Source organism: Campylobacter sp. LH-2024 (genome assembly GCF_048270605.1).
Lineage (GTDB): Bacteria > Campylobacterota > Campylobacteria > Campylobacterales > Campylobacteraceae > Campylobacter_D > Campylobacter_D molothri.
On record NZ_CP168139.1, the window covers coordinates 1,201,301 to 1,219,410 of the forward strand.

Below are 18,110 nucleotides of genomic sequence, written 5' to 3' on the forward strand. Positions count from 1 at the left end.
GTATCCTTAAAAGCATTAAATTTTAATGAGTTTTTGGGTTAATTTTTATTTAAAAAATGTATCATTTGCCCTAAAGCTATTGAGCTATCATTACAAGGATATTTTAAAGGCACAAAAAAATCTAAATTTTTAGCTTTTAGAATTTCAAGTAAAGTTTTATTTTGAAAAACTCCACCACTAAGCAATACTTTAAAATTATAATTTTGACTATATTTTATAATGAAATCAGCCAAGCCATTAAGCATACCTGTAATAGCTTTACTTTTTTCATCTCTTAAAGCCCCCAAAATCAATTCTTTAAAATTAATTTTGCCATTTTCAACATAAAGTTTATAAGAAAAATTTAAATCTCTTTGATAAAAACTTTCACACATAAGACCAATTTGTGCTTCATAAGAACTTTGATCTAAGTCAAAAACAATAGCACCAAAAGCATCGATAATACGTCCTAAAGAGCTTGTTTTAAGAGTAGAATTAGTATAAATTTTTTTAAGATTTTCAAGTTTAACTTTTGAAATTTTATCTAAAAAATCTTGAGCTAAATTTTCTAAATTATAATGCCAAATTACACTTAAAGCTAAATTATATATATTTTTTATATCAGCATTAATCAATTTAAAATCATCAAAATGAGCAATTCTTTCATATTCTTTTAAATTAGCTATAAAAATCTCTCCACCCCAAATACTGCCATCATCACCATAACCCGTTCCATCCCAAATAAAACCTAAAGCCTTCTCATCTTTGATAAATTCTTCTTGGTATTCAAAATAAGCTGCACAAAAATGTGCATAATGATGTTGAATTTTAATTGTTTGCTTAAAGTCTTTTGTATATAAAAAATGAGGATGTTTATCACAAAGTATAGTATCAAATTTTAAATCATAACTTTTTTTAAAAAAATCCAAAAGCCTTAAAAATCTTTCATAAGTATCAACACTTTTTAAATCTCCTATATAAGGGGAGATTAATATTTTATTTTGATAAAAAATCACAAATTCATTTTTAAGCTCTGACCCTAAAGCTAGATAAGTTTGATTGAAATTTAAATTTGTTTCTATATAATAAGGATTTAAACCCCTTGAAGTACGTAAAAACATAGCTTGATTATTTATTAATTGAGCGATACTATCGTCACTAGAGTTAAAAATCGCTCTATCATAGTCTAAATAATAATCAAAAACTCTATCAAGTTTAAATCTTAAATTATCCTCATCTTTAATAATACTTTCGCCACTTAAATTTGCACTTGTTGCTACAAGAATACCTTTAAAATATTCAAAAATCAAAAGATGCAAAGGAGTATAAGCCATCATAATACCTATTTTATCAATATCTGGAGCAATTAAATCAAAGTTCTTTTTCGCTTTTAAAATTACAATAGGCGCTAATGAGCTACCTATCAATCTTTCCTCTTCGTCGCTTAAAAATGCAAGTTTTTTAATATCTTTAATATCCTTACACATTAAAGCAAAAGGTTTTTTAGGACGGTTTTTTCTTATTCTTAATTCTTTTAAAGCTTTTTCATTAAAAGCATCACACATTAAATGAAATCCGCCCATTCCCTTAATAGCAAGAATATTTCCTTGTTTTAAAAGTTTTGCACACTCTATAAAAGCATTTTCATCTGTAAATAAAATTTCACCTTGCTTGTTTTTTAAATACACTGAAATTTTGCATTTAGAACAACTAATAGGTTGAGCATGAAAGCGGCGATTTGAAGGATTTTTATATTCTTTCTCACAAAAATCACACATCTTAAATTTATCCATCGTAGTATTATCTCTATCATAGGGTAAATTTTTTATGATGCTAAAACGAGGTCCACAGTGAGTACAAGTGATAAAAGGATAATGAAAACGCTTATTGTTTAAGTCATAAAATTCATTTTTGCATTCTTGGCATAAAGCAAAATCGCTTAATATAGGGGTTGTTTTTATACTTTGTTTTGAAGAAGCGATGCAAAAGTTATGATAAACTTTTGACCTACATTTTAAAATTTCAATTTTGTCTATTCTTGCAAGAGGAGGAGGGTTACTTTTTAATTGCTCTATAAATTCCAAACATTTTTTATAAGAGCAAGAAAGTAAAATTTCTACCCCAAAACCATCATTTTTTACTTCTCCTAAAAGTTGAAGTTTTAAAGCTATTTCATATATAAAAGGGCGAAATCCTACACCTTGGACCAAGCCTGAAATTTTGATTTTAAATCCTAAGTGGCGCATCGCTTAGTTTGCAATCTTTTAAATGTTTTAAAGTATTTTTAAGTAGAGATTTATGTTCAAATAAAGCACCACTAACAATAGCTATTTCAGCTTGTTTTTTTGATCTTAATTCATCATATATATCACGTAAAAAATAACTTAAACTCTCAACAATCCCATAAGCAATATTAACACTATCAACCCCAGCAAGCATAAAACTCATAACAGATCGCAAAGTTCTTACATGGTTAAAACTTTTATCTTTTTTTAAACGATAATCTATTTTCACTCCACGTGGCATTTTACTTTCATCAGCCATTTTTAAGAGTTTTTCTCCAGCACTATAAATTTCTTTATCTAAGTTTAAAATTCTACCTAAAATACAAAATAAAGAATAAAAATTATTTTTTAAGGTAAAATCTTCATCTAAAAGTGGAAATTCTTTTGAGAAATTAGATAAAAGCTTAGCACCAATCTCATCTTTTTCAATTTCCTCATAAAGCTTTTTAAAACTTTTAGGCAAATCAAGTTTTAATAAATTTAGCTCCTTATTTATAAGCAAAATATCGTCATATTTTTTACTTAATTCTAAAAGAAAAACTTCTTGTTTAAAACTACTTAAAATGTAAGAAATTCTAGCCATATTTTTATCTTCTTTGGAAAAAATAAGTTCTCTTGCTTTACGATCTATAAATTCTAAACCTTGCAAAATTACAACTTTTTCATCTAAATTCATCACTTCAAAATCTTCTTCTTTTTCATCAATTTTTAAAACACTCAAAAAAGAAAAATCCTGTTTATAAAGCTGATAACATAAAGCAAATGTGAAAAGATCTTGTGCTAAAACTAATTTAAAATCATTAAATTTTAAATTATATTTTTTTCTAAACATAGCATTTAATCTTAACTTAATTAAAGGTTTCTCTAAGCTTGCAAGAAGTTTTAAATTTTCTTGAGAACAAACAAAAATCGTCTGTATGGTTTTTATATCACAAGGTATTAAAAAATCGCATTCAAAATTCTCATTAAAGAGGCTGATTTTATAACTTCCTTTATGATTTTTTAAGTAAATTTCTTCTTTATTGACCAATTTTTCAAGAGCTTTTTGTAAAAATGTATCAAAATTGACCTGATTTATTTTTTCAAAATACAGTCCATCGAGTGAAATTTCATTCTCACAAAATACACCCCATTCATTATTTGAAAGTTCTTTTTTTTCCACATATGCACTAGAATTTAAATGAGTAAGATAGAAAAACTTTTCACAATAATCAAAACTTTGATTAAAATCATTTAATCTTTCGGTTATCCTTACATCAAATTTTTTCAAAAAAACACTATTGCTTATACCTTTTAGATTTTCACAAAAATCAGATAATTCTTTTTCATCGCCTTCTATTTGCAATAAAATCTTATTTTTTTCTCGATTTAAACTATATTTATAATTCTTAGCATAAAAATTTAAAAGATAGGTAAAATAATCATTATTTCCAAAATACTCAAATTCAAATTCTAAAATCAATTTTCATCCTTCAAATATAAAAAATTATATCAAAAAAAATCAATCTTACTTATCAAAGTTTAAATTCTTTTTCCCTTACTCTAAAATCTTTCATGTAAAATGCTAAAAAATTATAAAAATCTTGACTATGATTGGGATATTTTAAATGGGCTATTTCATGTAAAATAACATATTCTATAGCTTTTAAACTTTTTTCTAAAAGTTTTAAATTTAGATTAATATAACCTTTTTTATGATTACAAGAACCCCAACGTGTTTTCATTTTCTTAATACTTAAATGTGTATAATTAAGCTTGGTCCTTTGAGTCCATTTTTTAAGATAAAAAAGAAAAATAATTTTAGAATTTTTTCTTAAAAAAGACTCAAATTCTATTCTAGAAGGAGTATGAATTTCGGTTTTTAAAATTTTTGTTTTAAAAAGGTTTTCTTTTAAAACTAATCGATATTTTTTACCTAAAAAATAAACTTGATCCACTTCATTAGTTTTATTTTTAAAATTAAGCCATGTTTTTTTAATCCAATCTTCATGCTTGATTAAAAATTTTTCAATATCGTCTAAAGTGTAAAAATAAGGCAAACTTAAATAAAATTTACCCTTTTCATTTAATCTTAAATATACATTTTTAATGGATTTTTTTTGATAAAAAAATACCCAATTATTCCAAGAAAATTCCTTTATATTACAGCTTTTCCTTGCCATTTTTTACTCTTCCATCTATAGGCATTAACAAGTCCTCTTAAAGATTCATCTGCACAATAACCTATCCAAATTCCTAAAATTCCAAGGTTGCAATAAAAACAAAGTATATATCCTACAGGTAAAGACACTCCTAACATAAATATCATACCGCTAAAAAATGGAAATTTAGCATCTCCACTTGCTCTTAAAGCATTGACCATTACTATATTAAAAGTTCTTGAAATTTCAAGAAAAATAGAAAGAGTAAATAAAGGGAGCATAATTTCTCTAAGATCTTCTTTTAAATCTAAAAGATTCATAGTAACATCTTTTAAAAAATAATGGCACAGCACGACTATAATCGTAGCCATAACACTAAAATAAAGCGCCTTCCAAGTATGCTTATAAGCTATATTTTCGTATCTTGCACCAACTAATTTTCCTATAATAATCTCATTAGCAACACTCATAGCAATTCCCATCATCATAATAAATAAAGACAATTGAAAATAAATCGTTTGAACACTAAGATTTTCTTTTCCAAGACTGGCCACAAAACTAAAACTAATAATATATTGACTAATCCAAATTAGATTTTCTCCCGCGGAAAAACCTCCTATGCTAAAAACTTTTTTTAACACCTCTTTTTCAAAATTAAGCATTTCTTTTATTTTTAAATGAATTTTAAGCTTATAAGTTATGATTAAAAACATAGCAACTACAGCAACAATTCTTGCTATAATATTGCTAACCCCTACTCCAAAAAGTCCTAGCTCTGTAAAATGAAGTACATAAAAATTTCCAACAACGATAATTAAATTCATCATAATACCCACCATCATAACCCAATAGGCTATATTATAAACTCTCATAATCGCTGATAATATTAAACCAATTGCATCAAAAATAAGACAGATTGCAAGCATATCAAGATAAATTTGACTATCTTTGAGTAATTCTTTAGGTATATTTAAAAGATTGAGCAGAAGTTCACTTTGCCATAAAATAAAACTCCCACAAATCAAACCAAAAAGCAAATTTAAAAACAAACTTTGATGAATCACTTTTCTAGCTAGTATGGTATCTTTAGCTCCAATAGCTTGAGCAATAACGACACTGCACCCCACACTTAAAAAACTAAAAATAGTAATAAATAAATCAATGATTTCATTACCAGCTCCCATTGCTCCAACTAAATCATTAGAATAATGAGAGACCATAGCAGTATTAGCAATAATACTTAAAAATCTAAAAAATAAATCCCAAAAAATAGGAATGCTAAGTCTTGATAAAGAAAGTCTTTTTTTTGCCATAAATTGCACCTTAAAAAACTAAAAATTCTATCAAAATATTTCTTAAATTTTTAAAATTGTTTTTATTAAAAAATATAAAATTTCATATTATTTTATTTATTTTTTTGCCAAATTAGGGTATATTTTTCCCATTAAAATAAAAATATATAGACAAAGGAGATCTAATGCTTTCAAAAGAAGTAGTAAGATTACTTAATGAACAAGTTAATAAAGAAATGTATGCGGCTAATTTATATTTAAGCATGAGTTCTTGGTGCTATGAAAATAGCTTTGATGGTGCTGGAGCATTTTTATTTGCTCATGCAAGCGAAGAAAGTGAACATGCAAAAAAACTTATCACTTATCTTAATGAAACAGATTCTCATGTTGAACTTAAAGAAGTTAAGCAACCTGAACAAAATTTTAATTCCTTGCTTGATGTTTTTGAAAAAACATATGCCCATGAACAAAGTATTACAAAATCAATCAATGAACTTGTAGAACATATGCTCGTTAATAAAGATTATTCTACTTTTAATTTTTTACAATGGTATGTAAGTGAACAACACGAAGAAGAAGCGCTTTTCCGTGGTATAGTGGATAAAATCAAACTTATTGGTGAAAATGGAAATGGTTTATATTTGGCCGATCAATATATTAAAAGCATTGCTCTTAAAAAATAGTTTTTATTTAAGATAAAGATCTAAACCAATTTTACATAAATGACTTACTTTTCTTTAGAATTTAGCATTTTGATGATGGCATTTTTTGCCATCTATTGGTTATTTCACGATAATTATAAAATACAAAATATTTTAATTTTAATCTTTTCTTATCTGATTTATTTTCTGTTTAATCCATATTTTGCTTTAATTTTATTTGTATATACCTTTTTTATACATTATTTTTCTCTACTTATTTTTATTCGAAAAAAACGTTATGTTTTCATGACTTGTATCACCTTTGTTATTTTAAATTTATGTTTTTTTAAATATTTTGCAAGCATTAAGACAAGTTTTGATTCTATTATGGAATTTTTTGGTCTTGATTTTATTAATTTAGATGTTTTATTTCCTATGGGAATTAGTTTTTATACCTTTACTTCGATTACTTATCTTTTAGAAGTTTATAAAAAACGTCGTCTAGAAAGCTTTTTCAATTTGGCTCTATTTTTATCTTTTTTTCCTACCTTGCTTTCAGGTCCAATTATGCGAAGCTCTTTTTTCTTTGAGCAAAGTCATCGCAAACGAGAATTTAAAAATGAAAATTTAATTATTACTTTGTTGATTTTTGGAATTGTAAAAAAAGTCCTTATAGCTAATTATTTAGGTAATTATGCTGAACATATTCTTGATTTTCCACAATCTTATAATTTTATACAGCTTTTAAGTGCTATTTATGCCTATGCTATACAAATTTATTGTGATTTTAGTGGATATATTGATTTAGTATGTGCTTTTTCTTTGATGTTAGGCTTTCATCTTCCTCCAAATTTTAATATGCCTTATTTGTCTAAAAATCTCAAAGAATTTTGGTCAAGATGGCACATTAGCCTTTCAACCTTTATAAAAGATTATATCTATATCCCTTTGGGTGGAAGTAAAAAAGGTAAAACTAGGACTATTTTAAATCTTCTTATTGCCTTTATACTTTCTGGAATGTGGCATGGCAATACTTTAACATTCTTAATTTGGGGTTTATTACACGGTATAGGCGTTGCCTTCTTGCATATATTCGCCTTAACAAAAATAAATTTACAAAAAATTCCAACACTTGGAAGATTTTTAACTTTTCAATTTGTATGCTTTACTTGGATTTTCTTTTATTATAATAAAAGTTTAGATGATGCTATAGAATATTTTAAAGCTTGCTATAATAATTTTTCACAAATTCCAAGCTATCAAGATATTTATATTCTTGCAAGTTTTGGTGTTATTTTTCTTATTTATCCTTTATTTATCAACTTTAGAACTTATTGTGTAAAAATTTTAGATTTAACTCCTTTTTTATTAAAACCCTTTATTATTACTTTTATTTTATTATTGGTATTTACATTTATGCCAGATGGTATTCCTAATTTCATTTATTCGAGTTTTTAATGAAGATAATTAAATTCTTATTTATTCTAATGGCTGTATTTGTCTTAGTCATAATTGTTATGAATGAAAGTATTAGTTCATATATAGAACAAAGATATCATCTTAGCTTTTATCCACAAAATACCATTTTAAAAGAAGGTAATAAATTAAAGATAAAATTAGAACAAATTCATACCGTTTTAAGCACAGAAAATACCACTAAAACTACCCATTCTAACTATCAAATTATAAAAGATATTAAAGATGCAAATCTTAGTAACGATACAAAAATAAAAAATCAATCTTTAGTACAAATGCAACAAGAAGAAAATGCAAGCTCTTTTAAAGATAAAAATTCAACTATTTTAACCGATAATGGAAAATTAACAATCAATCCAAATAAAGAATTTCTTTTTATTGGCGATTCATTAATGCAAGGGGTCGCAATCAATCTTAACAAAAATTTAAATATTTTAGGCATCAAATCAGAAGATTTAAGTAGGCAAAATACAGGACTTTCTTATAAATCTTATTTTAATTGGGCAAAAACCATAGAAGATGCATTTTTATCAAATTCAAATATCAAATATCTTGTCATTTTATTAGGCCCAAATGATCCTTGGGACATTAAAAAAGGTAAAAATTATCTTCGTTTTGGCTCTTCGGCTTGGAAAGAATTTTATAAGACTAGAGTAGATGAGATTATACAAATAGCTCAAAAATATCAAGTTAAAATTTTATGGTTTGAAGTTCCACCGATGAAAAAAGATAGTCTTAATGATAAAATTCAAATTTTAAATGAAATTTATCGTCAAGAAGTTCTTAAAAATAAAGAAATTTTTATTGATACAAAATCATCTTTTACTCTCAATAATCAATATTCTACTTATATTAAAAATGAAAACAATAAAACCATAAAAGTAAGAACTGATGATGGTATTCATTTTACAATGAATGGTGCCAAGATCATGTCTAAACTTTTGCTAAATCATTTAATTATTAAGGATCAAAATGTTAGCGAATAAAATAAAATTATTTTTATTTTTATTTTTATTCACTAATTTATTTGCTTCTACCAATGATCCTATAGATAAAATTCTTATACAAAGTAAAAATCACTCTGCTCTAACAAGTTATGTTCTAAAAAAAGATTTAAAAAGATTTGAAAAAAAACTAAAAAGTCAAAACAATCTAGGCATTAGAATTTTTGGAGATTCTCATATCGCAGCCGATTTTTTTCCAAGAGTGCTTAGGGGATATCTTATAAAATCAAACTCTATAGGATTTGCCCATGCTCTTCAGCCCAAATATCAACAAAATTTAAATCTTAAATATTCTTATAAAAATTTTGAAATTTTAAATTCTAAAAATCCAAAAAATACAAAACTAAATTTCCCATTAGGCGGTATCATAGCAAAAGCTAAAGACAAAAATGCAAAAATTAATATCGATACGACTTTAAACAAAAAAAAATTTAAAATAGGTTTTTTATTTAAAGCCAAAGATGATAATAATGCCTTTAATATCAAAGACGCACAAGGTAAAAATTTCAAATTACGTTCTTTTCAAAGCAATAAATGGTCATATAAAAAACTTGAAGCAACTTTCCCTTTAGAAATAACAGCTTTACAAAAAAATGCTGAACTTGGAGGATATTTTATAACTAATAAAAATGATAACAATTTCTTAGATACTGTCGCTATAAATGGTGCAAAAAGTGATATTTGGCTTTCTTGGAATCCTTTAGTAGTTAAAAATGAATTAAAACTTTTACATAATGATCTAATCATACTTTCCTACGGATCAAATGATGCACTTTTTCAAGGTTTTGAAAAACAAAAATTTAAAAACAATCTCAAACATTGGATAGAAATACTTAAAAACTATAATAAAAATACTATTATTATGCTAATATCTCCCCCTATTGTAACCTATAAAAAAAATCGAACTTATGAATTAGCACCTAATTTTTTTGCCGTAAGAGAAGCACTCTATGAGGTTGCAAAAGAAGAAAAAACCCTCATTTTCGACATGTATAAATTTATGCAAGATACAGGAGGTAAAGATAAATGGATTAAGCAAAAACTCTCTTTAAAAGATGTTCATTTAACTATAAAAGGTTATGACTTAATGGCTAAAAAAATGCTGGAAGATCTAAAACAATATATCCGTTATTAAATTGTTTCTTTAAAAAAATAATAAAAAATTTATTTATTGAAGAATGCATCTAAACAATCCCAACCTATATTTTTCTAAAATTCTCATCTTCTTTAACAATAGTTTTGTTAGTTTTATTTTCATCTTGCTTAATTCCATTTCTTTATTAATTATTTAGCTATAGATTTTTATTATCAAGATAAATTAAAAAGGAATTTCCTCTATAGCAGTAATTTGATAATATAAATTAATGATTTTATAAAGATTAAATTTTGCTCTTAAAAGTTCTTCTTCACTGGAATTTAAAGCATTAGAGGCATCTAAATAATCTTTTAATTCACTTTTTCCTAAATTATACTTTTCATAATAAGCATTTTTGATTAATTTTTGCTTTGCATTAATAATTTCTAAATTTTTTAAAAGTGAAATATTGCTTTGGTAATCCTTATAATTGAGTTCATATTCATTGATTGCACTTTGCAAAATTTGCTCGTATTCTACTAAAAGCTTATCGTATTCAAATTCTGAAATTTTAATATTTTGACGCACTCTACCATAATCAAGAAAAGGAAGAGAAATTTTAATATTTCCGCTTAATATTTCAAATTTAAAACTATCGTTAAAATTTTCATCACTACCATTTAAAATTCCACCCAAGGAAATATTTGGCAATATAGATTTTTGCATAGAAGCATAATCTTTAAAAGCAGATTTTAAATTATTGATTTTAGCTTGTATATCTGGACGATAATAAAGTACTTTTAAAGGAATGTTAAATTTGGGTTTTAATTCTTTAAAATCAGATAAAGACAAGGTTTTAAAATATTCTATATAAGAAAATCCCTCTTTTTTGCCCAATAAATCTTGCAAATTTTTAATTAATAAATTTCTATTTTGTTCATTACTTAAAAGATTTTGCCTAGCCTTTAAAGTATTTTGCTCCAAATTAAGTAAATCAAGTTCTTCTATCTTTCCAAGCTTATATTTATAAGTATAAAGTTCTTTCATTTGAGTTAGATTTTGAAAATATTGCTCAAGTAAATTTTGCATATCATTAAAATAAGCAAGTTCAAAAACATCATTTAAAGCTGTATTAACCATACTGATTTTTAAATTTTGCAAATCATATTCACTTGCTTTTGCACTAAATTCACTTGCTTTTGCACTATCTCTTATCTTTCCATAAATATCTAGTTCATAACTTAAATTTAAGGCATTATTAAAATTTTTATTCTCTAATCCTGAATTTAAATTTTTGTTCTTTGTAAAACCTAAATTACCGCTTAAACTTGGATATAAATCATAATCAATCAAATCAGCCCTAGCTAAAGCACTTAATAAATTTAAGCTCGCTACCTTAACATCGCTATTGTTTTTCAAAACATAATTTATAAATTCATTTAAATGCTTATTGTCGTAAGCTTTATACCATTCATAGCTTATATTTAAATCTTTTAAATCGTTCTGTTTTATTAAAGGTTCTTTAGGTAAAACCAATTTTGTTCCACAAGCTGTTATGAAAAAACCAATTAAAAAACTGATGAAGATTTTCATTTTATTCCTTTGATAAAGCATGAATAGGATTTAAATTTGCTGCATTTTTTGCAGGAAAAAATCCAAAAATCACTCCGATTAAAATTGAACTTAAAAGTCCTAAAAATATAGAATATGCATTTAAAATCATTGGAAAATCGGTACTTAAATGATTAAAAGCAAAGATGATAAATACAGATAAAACAACCCCTAAAATCGCTCCTATAGTGCATATCATAATTGCTTCAATTAAAAATTGCATCATAATATCTTCTCTTCTAGCGCCTATTGCCATACGAATTCCAATTTCTCTTGTTCTTTCACTTACTGAAACAAGCATGATATTCATCACGCCAATTCCTCCAACTACAAGAGCAATAACTGCTACACAAATTGTAAGTATGGTCGTTGTTCTTTTATTGGCTGTAAAGGTTTTTCTAAAAGTATCAGAATTAAAAGTAAAAAAATCTTTTTGTCCTCTTTTAAGGGTTAAAACACGTATAATCGCATTTTCAGCTAAAGTAGAGTCCATATCATCTTTAACCTTTACTATGATTTCACGTAATTTTTTATCGCCAGTGATTTTATTCATAAGCGTTGTATAAGGAATATAAAGACGCACAACATTATCATCAAATATTTTATTTTGATCTTTTTTTAAAATTCCTATAATCTTAAAAGGTTGAGAATCAAAGATTACCACGCGCCCTAAAACATCTTCATTATTTAATTCTGGAAATAAATTCTTTTTAGCATTAAAATCAAGAACAACGACATTTGAACTATGTTGCACCTCATCTTCGCTTAAAATTCTTCCTGTATCAATCTTTAAGCCATCAATAGCAAAATTATTAACTCCAACTCCTTCAGCCTTAGCATTTAAAGAAATATTACTATAAGTTGCCACGCCTGAAGAGCTAGTATAAGCATCTACTGCTTCTAAAAAATTTAAGCTTTTTAAAGTTTTTAAATCGCTAAAATTAAGTCTTGTTTTACCCGAACGCAAATCTCCAAATCCTTTACCAGGAAAGATTTCTATACTACTAGTACCAAGATCAGAAATGGATTGCAAAACCTTAGCTTGAGAACCAAGCCCTAAAGCCACTACACAAACTACAGAAGCAATTCCTATAATAATACCAAGCATAGTTAAAATTGAACGTAGCTTATGTGCGATTATAGAAGAATAAGCAATTTTAAAACATTCAAAAGCTTGATTTTTAAGTAAAGATAAGGTTTTTTTTTCTTTTGTCATCATCTTGGAAATAATTTCTTGACTATTGACAATATTTTTTTCTTTAGTATCACTTAAAATTTCACCATCTTTTATTTCAATCACTCTTTTAGCTTGTTGTGCGATTTTTGGATCATGGGTAACTAAAACAATGGTATGGCCCTGCTTGTTTAATTTTTGTAAAATTTCAAGCACCATAATTCCACTTTTACTATCCAAAGCCCCAGTTGGCTCATCAGCCAAAATCAATTCTCCACCATTCATCAAAGCCCTTGCTATGGAAACACGTTGTTGCTGGCCACCACTTAATTCATTAGGCTTAGAATAAAGCTTATGTTCAAGACCAAGATCGCTTAACAATTCCTTAGATCTTTGCCTTCTCTCTTGTACATTTTTGCCCGCATAAATAGCAGGTAAAGAAACATTTTCACTAGAATTGAATAAATTCAAAAGATTATAACGTTGAAAAATGAAACCTATTTTTTCACGTCTTAATCTTGCTTTTTCATCATTATTAAGCTTTGTAACCTCATATCCATCCAATAAATAATTTCCACTGCTTGGACTATCTAAAGTACCTATAATATTAAGCAAAGAAGTTTTACCACTCCCGCTTTGACCGATAATAGCTACAAATTCACCTTTTTCTATATCAAGGTTGATATTTTTTAAAATAGTGTTTTCACCTATATTTTTACAGATATTTCTCAAATAAATCATTAAAATCTCAACTTAATTTTTGATGCAAGTCCATCAGCACTAGAACTAAGTATTAAATTCTCACCTTCATTTACACCTTTTAAAATTTCAGTATTAATAGCATCTTTAATCCCAAGTTTTACGTATTTTTTAATGACTTCATCATTTTCTAAAACCTCAACATAATAACCCTTATCATCGTTTTTAATCGCATAATTTGGAACAACAATCGCATTTTTAGCACTTGCAACGATAATTTCATTTTCAACACTCATACCTATACGCAAAAAATTATCTTTATTAGGAACGTAAAATTTAGCATAATAATATATGGCATTAGAACTTGAGCTAGAAGAACTTGAATTTGAATTTGAACTAGAATCACTTACCTCAGTATCAGCTGGATCAATGCTTTCTATTTTAGCATGGTAAGTCTTTTGAGGATCGCTCAATAAAGAAAAATTAAGCTCTGTACCTATTTTTATTTTACTCACATCCGCTTCTGCAATTTCCATTCTTACTTCCATCTCATCTAAATTAGCTATACGAACTATAGTTGGTGTATTTTGATTTGCATTAACAGTTTGCCCTTCATCTACTGCCACATTGATAATCACTCCATTAATGGGAGCTGTTATTGTAGTATAGTCTAAATCTTTTTGAGCATTTTTAAGTGTGATTTCAAGTTGAACAACCTGTGCATTAAGATCAGCAACATTAGCCCTAAGCGTATAATAATTATTTTTTTGACTCTCTAAATTCTCTAAAGAAGTTGCCTTCACAGCATAAAGCTTCTTTTCTCTTTCATACTGCCTTAAAGCAATGTCTAGAGCAATTTTTTTACTTTCTAAATTTGCTTTAGCACTTTGAAGTTGTGCTTTTGTAATATCCAAATCATTTTGCTGCTTATCTTTATCAATTTGAGCAATCAAATCTCCTTGTTTTACTCGTGATCCCACATCTACATAGCGCTTCACAATTTGCCCACTAACCTGAGCTCCAACATCAACTTGATCTTTAGCGTAAACTTTTCCAATAGCTTCTATGGATTGGGATATATTTTCTCTTTGTATTTTTTGAGTAAGATAGGTCACTTTTTCTGTATTATAAAAAAACCAATAATAAACTCCACTAATAATAACAATTAAAAATATTATGATAAAAATAATCTTTTTTTTCATTAAAAACCTTAAATTAATCATTTTAAATCAATTTTATAGCTTGAAAGTGAATTTTTTGTGAATTATTGTAAATTTTTAATATTTAAACATAAGTTAAAATACTATAATTTTTTATTTTTTAATAAAAAAGCTTTTTTAATTTACTACAAAAAAATATAATTTTTAATCAAAAAAATACTTTCTAAAAAGGAAAAATAATTGCGTTTTATCACAATACTTTTATTTAATTTTTGCATTTCATTTGCTTCTATTTTATCTTTAAATGATGCTTTTCACGTTGATTCAAAAAAATATGATAGCTCTATTATTATCAATGTTAAATTAGGACAAGATATTTATCTATATGCAAATAAAATCAAACTTTACATTAATGACAAAGATATAACATCTTTTTTAAATTTACCTTCAAGTGTTGAAGAAAATAATGAAAAAGTGTATTTTAAAGAATTAAATTTAGCCTTACCAAATTTGCTTTTAGAACATTATGCTAAAAAAAATCTCAATCAAATAAAATTTGAATTTCAAGGTTGCTCTAAACAAGGTTTATGCTACAATCCTCAAATTTGGTATCTAGATCTTACACATAAAAACAATCAATTTTCAATTTCAAAACCTTATAAACAAAATAAAAAATCTAAAGAAAATTTCAATTCTCAATCCGAAGAAGGAATAATTGCTAATTTTCTAGCTACAAATAATCTTTTTTGGATTTTACTTAGTTTTTTTGGCTATGGAATTTTACTTTCTCTCACTCCTTGTATTTTACCTATGATTCCTATTTTATCTTCTTTATTAATTGCAAAAAGTGGAAATAAAAATTCTAAAAAACATAGCTTTTTTCTTTCATTTGTTTATGTGTTTTTTATGTCTTTAGCATACGCTATTGCTGGAATTATTGCTAGTTTTTTGGGCGCAAGTGTTCAAGGAATTTTGCAAAAACCTAGTGTTTTAATTATTTTTGCACTGATTTTTATTCTTTTTGCACTTGCAATGTTTGATATTTTACGTTTTGAAGTACCTTTGAAATTTCAAAATTTCATTCACAAAAAAAGTGGTAACAAAAAAGGTATTATAGGGATAGCCATTATGGGCTTTTTATCTGCTTTAATTGTAGGACCTTGCGTTGCAGCTCCTTTAGCTGGAGCCTTGATATATATAGCAAATACAAAAGATGCCTTGCTTGGCGGAAGTGCGCTTTTTATAATGAGTTTTGGCATGGGAATTCCTTTGCTTTTTATTGGCTTAGGATTAGGATTCTTAAAACCAGGTGTTTGGATGGAAAAAGTAAAAGTATTTTTTGGCTTTATTATGTTTGCAATGGCCATTTGGATACTCTCTCGCATTATAGCAACACATTATGTTTTAATGGCTTTTGGAATTTTAGGTATATTTTTTAGTGTTTTTATGGGAATTTTTGAAAAAGCTTTCAATGCTTTTGCCAAGATAAAAAAAAGCATTTTAATTTTAGTTTTAAGCTATTCTATTTGCTTATTTTTAGGTGGACTTTTTGGATCAAAAGATTTTTTAAATCCTTTAAATTTTAGCGCAAAAGAAAAAAATCAAGCTTTAAATTATCATTTTATAAACAATCTAGATCAAATCAATCAAGAAATAAAAAACAATCAAGCTTTAATGCTTGATTTTACAGCATCTTGGTGTGAAAATTGTAAGCTCTTAGATGAACTTACTTTCAATGATAAAAGAGTTATTGATCAAGTTAAAAAATACAAATTAATTAAGGTTGATGTCAGTCAGAATAGCAATGAAGATATAAAAATCATGAAACAATTTAATGTTTTTGGACCACCGATTTTGATTTTTTTTCAAAACGGTAAAGAACAATTAAAAATTACAGGCTTTATAAACGCTGATGATTTATTGAAAAAGTTAAAATCATAAAAAATAAATTTTTGTAAAAATTTTTACAATTACTTATCATTTACTTTTAATTTTTATACTTACAAATGAATACAAATATTCATAAGAAAACTCCTTAAAATTATACTCTAGCTAGGCTTTAGGCTTAGCTAGAATTTGCTTTATTTTAAAACTTCAAAATTAAACCTAAAATAAACTTTAAGTATTTTTTAAGATAAACTCTTATTTTTTATGCTACAATTACATCGTTTTAATTTTAATTTTAAGAAGGAGAATTCTCATGAAACTAGTTAAACTTAGTTTAGTTGCAGCTCTTACTGCAAGTGCTTTTTCTGTAGCTAGTGCTACTCCAGTAGAAGAAGCTATCAAAAATATCGATGTATCTGGAGTATTAAGATATAGATATGAAGGTGGCAATTTTGGCAGTAATTTCCCTGGACACAAAAGCAATTTAATTACTAGTAAACAAAATCACTTATACAGAGCTCAAATTAACTTTAAAGCTGCTATAGCTGATAACTTTAAAGCTTTTGTTCAATTTGATTATAATTCAAAAGATGGTGGATACGGAAAAGATAATATTAGCAATACAAGTGATGGATTACAAGTTCGCCAATTATACTTAACTTATACAAATGAAGATGTAGCTACAAGCGTAATTGCTGGTAAACAACAACTTAACACTATCTGGACTGACAATGAAATCGATGGTTTAGTTGGAACAGGTGTTAAAGTAGTAAATAATAGCATCGATGGTTTAACTCTAGCTGCTTTTGCTGTAGATAGTTTTAATGAAAAAGTTGTTAGCAGTGATCAAAAATATGGTGATAGTGATGCTAGCCCTGTTTTAAACTGGGATAAAAATCTTTATGGTGCTGCAGCTATAGGATCTTATGAAACCTTCGGTGGTCAATTAAATTCACAATTATGGTTAGCTTATATGGATGAAAATGCTTTCATGTATGCTTTAGATGCAGCTTATAGCACAACTATTTTTGATGGTATCAACTGGACACTTGAAGGTGCTTATTTAGGAAACTCTGTTGATAGCAAGCTTAAAGACAGTATAGGTGCTGGCAATGGTAACTTCTTTGCTTTAAAAGGTACTGTTGAATTTGGTGGCTGGGATGCTAGTCTTGGTGGTTTATACTATGGTGATAAAAATAAACCAACTCTAACTGTAATTGAAGATCAAGGAAACCTTGGATCTGTATTAGCTGGTCAAGAAATTTTCTATACTGATGGTTCTCAGTTAAATGGTAGCTATGGTAGAAATATGTTTGGTTACGTAACTGCTGGTTATACTTTCAATGAAACAGTTCGCGTAGGTGGTGATTTCGTATACGGTGGAACTAAAACAGATATTCATGCAGGTGGTAAAAAATTAGAAGCAGTTGCAAGAGTAGATTATAAATATTCTCCAAAACTTGACTTCTCAGCATTCTATTCTTATGTAAATGTAGATAGAGATCATGGTGCTAAAGGCGATCATAACGCTGTAAGACTTCAAGCTCTTTACAAATTCTAAGAATCGCTTAGAATTAAATTCTTTAAAGCTAGGTTTTAAAAACCTAGCTTTTTTTATACCCAAAAAAATTTTTGAATTTTTATAAAAAACACTTTTAATTTTATTTATAAAATGTTTTTTGTGAT

Annotated in this window: 13 protein-coding genes; 6 read left to right on the forward strand and 7 right to left on the reverse strand. The window is 26.7% G+C overall.

The features are described from left to right. Window positions 1-38: 38 nt before the first annotated feature. From hypF to ACD570_RS06155, 4 genes are read right to left on the reverse strand one after another with little or no spacing between them, the layout of a single operon-like run. Entirely contained in the window at window positions 39-2,225 is a 2,187-nt protein-coding gene (hypF, locus tag ACD570_RS06140) for a carbamoyltransferase HypF (RefSeq protein ID WP_417904229.1), read from the reverse strand. Continuing rightward, window positions 2,206-3,726, reverse strand: a complete 1,521-nt coding sequence (locus ACD570_RS06145) for a hypothetical protein (RefSeq protein WP_417904230.1) — start codon at window positions 3,724-3,726, stop codon at window positions 2,206-2,208. The genes hypF and ACD570_RS06145 overlap by 20 nt, the downstream gene beginning before the upstream one ends. A gap of 52 nt (window positions 3,727-3,778) precedes the next feature. Further along, window positions 3,779-4,426, reverse strand: coding sequence for a M48 family metallopeptidase (locus tag ACD570_RS06150; protein ID WP_417904231.1), 648 nt, complete (start codon window positions 4,424-4,426; stop codon window positions 3,779-3,781). Next, window positions 4,402-5,718 carry an MATE family efflux transporter gene (locus ACD570_RS06155; RefSeq protein WP_417904232.1) on the reverse strand — a complete coding sequence of 439 codons (1,317 nt, stop codon included), beginning with the start codon at window positions 5,716-5,718 and terminating at the stop codon, window positions 4,402-4,404. The genes ACD570_RS06150 and ACD570_RS06155 overlap by 25 nt, the downstream gene beginning before the upstream one ends. 164 nt (window positions 5,719-5,882) lie before the next feature. On the opposite strand from ACD570_RS06155, the gene ftnA reads away from it, so the two are divergent. Genes ftnA through ACD570_RS06175 form a run of 4 tightly spaced genes read left to right on the forward strand, consistent with a single transcriptional unit; the run spans window position 5,883 to window position 9,953 of the window. Continuing rightward, window positions 5,883-6,380, forward strand: coding sequence for a non-heme ferritin (ftnA, locus tag ACD570_RS06160; protein ID WP_200283263.1), 498 nt, complete (start codon window positions 5,883-5,885; stop codon window positions 6,378-6,380). Between the two features lie 39 nt (window positions 6,381-6,419). Continuing rightward, entirely contained in the window at window positions 6,420-7,796 is a 1,377-nt protein-coding gene (locus tag ACD570_RS06165; RefSeq protein WP_239820503.1) for an MBOAT family O-acyltransferase, read from the forward strand. Continuing rightward, window positions 7,796-8,800 carry a DUF459 domain-containing protein gene (locus tag ACD570_RS06170; RefSeq protein WP_417904233.1) on the forward strand — a complete coding sequence of 335 codons (1,005 nt, stop codon included), beginning with the start codon at window positions 7,796-7,798 and terminating at the stop codon, window positions 8,798-8,800. Before ACD570_RS06165 ends, ACD570_RS06170 begins: the two co-directional genes overlap by 1 nt. Further along, complete coding sequence (locus tag ACD570_RS06175) at window positions 8,787-9,953, forward strand: GDSL-type esterase/lipase family protein (RefSeq protein WP_417904234.1); 1,167 nt, start codon at window positions 8,787-8,789, stop codon at window positions 9,951-9,953. The genes ACD570_RS06170 and ACD570_RS06175 overlap by 14 nt, the downstream gene beginning before the upstream one ends. A 183-nt stretch (window positions 9,954-10,136) precedes the next feature. On the opposite strand, the gene ACD570_RS06180 is transcribed toward ACD570_RS06175, so the two are convergent. Genes ACD570_RS06180 through ACD570_RS06190 form a run of 3 tightly spaced genes read right to left on the reverse strand, consistent with a single transcriptional unit; the run spans window position 10,137 to window position 14,579 of the window. Continuing rightward, window positions 10,137-11,486, reverse strand: a complete 1,350-nt coding sequence (locus tag ACD570_RS06180; RefSeq protein WP_374262211.1) for a TolC family protein — start codon at window positions 11,484-11,486, stop codon at window positions 10,137-10,139. A gap of 1 nt (window position 11,487) precedes the next feature. Then, window positions 11,488-13,419, reverse strand: coding sequence for an ABC transporter permease (locus ACD570_RS06185; protein ID WP_374262208.1), 1,932 nt, complete (start codon window positions 13,417-13,419; stop codon window positions 11,488-11,490). Further along, on the reverse strand, window positions 13,419-14,579 hold the full coding sequence (locus ACD570_RS06190; protein ID WP_239820498.1) for an efflux RND transporter periplasmic adaptor subunit: 1,161 nt from the start codon (window positions 14,577-14,579) through the stop codon (window positions 13,419-13,421). Before ACD570_RS06190 ends, ACD570_RS06185 begins: the two co-directional genes overlap by 1 nt. Before the next feature lie 198 nt (window positions 14,580-14,777). On the opposite strand from ACD570_RS06190, the gene ACD570_RS06195 reads away from it, so the two are divergent. Beyond that, on the forward strand, window positions 14,778-16,478 hold the full coding sequence (locus ACD570_RS06195) for a protein-disulfide reductase DsbD family protein (RefSeq protein WP_417904235.1): 1,701 nt from the start codon (window positions 14,778-14,780) through the stop codon (window positions 16,476-16,478). Between the two features lie 259 nt (window positions 16,479-16,737). Further along, window positions 16,738-17,985 carry a major outer membrane protein gene (locus ACD570_RS06200; protein ID WP_417904236.1) on the forward strand — a complete coding sequence of 416 codons (1,248 nt, stop codon included), beginning with the start codon at window positions 16,738-16,740 and terminating at the stop codon, window positions 17,983-17,985. The last annotated feature ends 125 nt before the right edge of the window (window positions 17,986-18,110 follow it).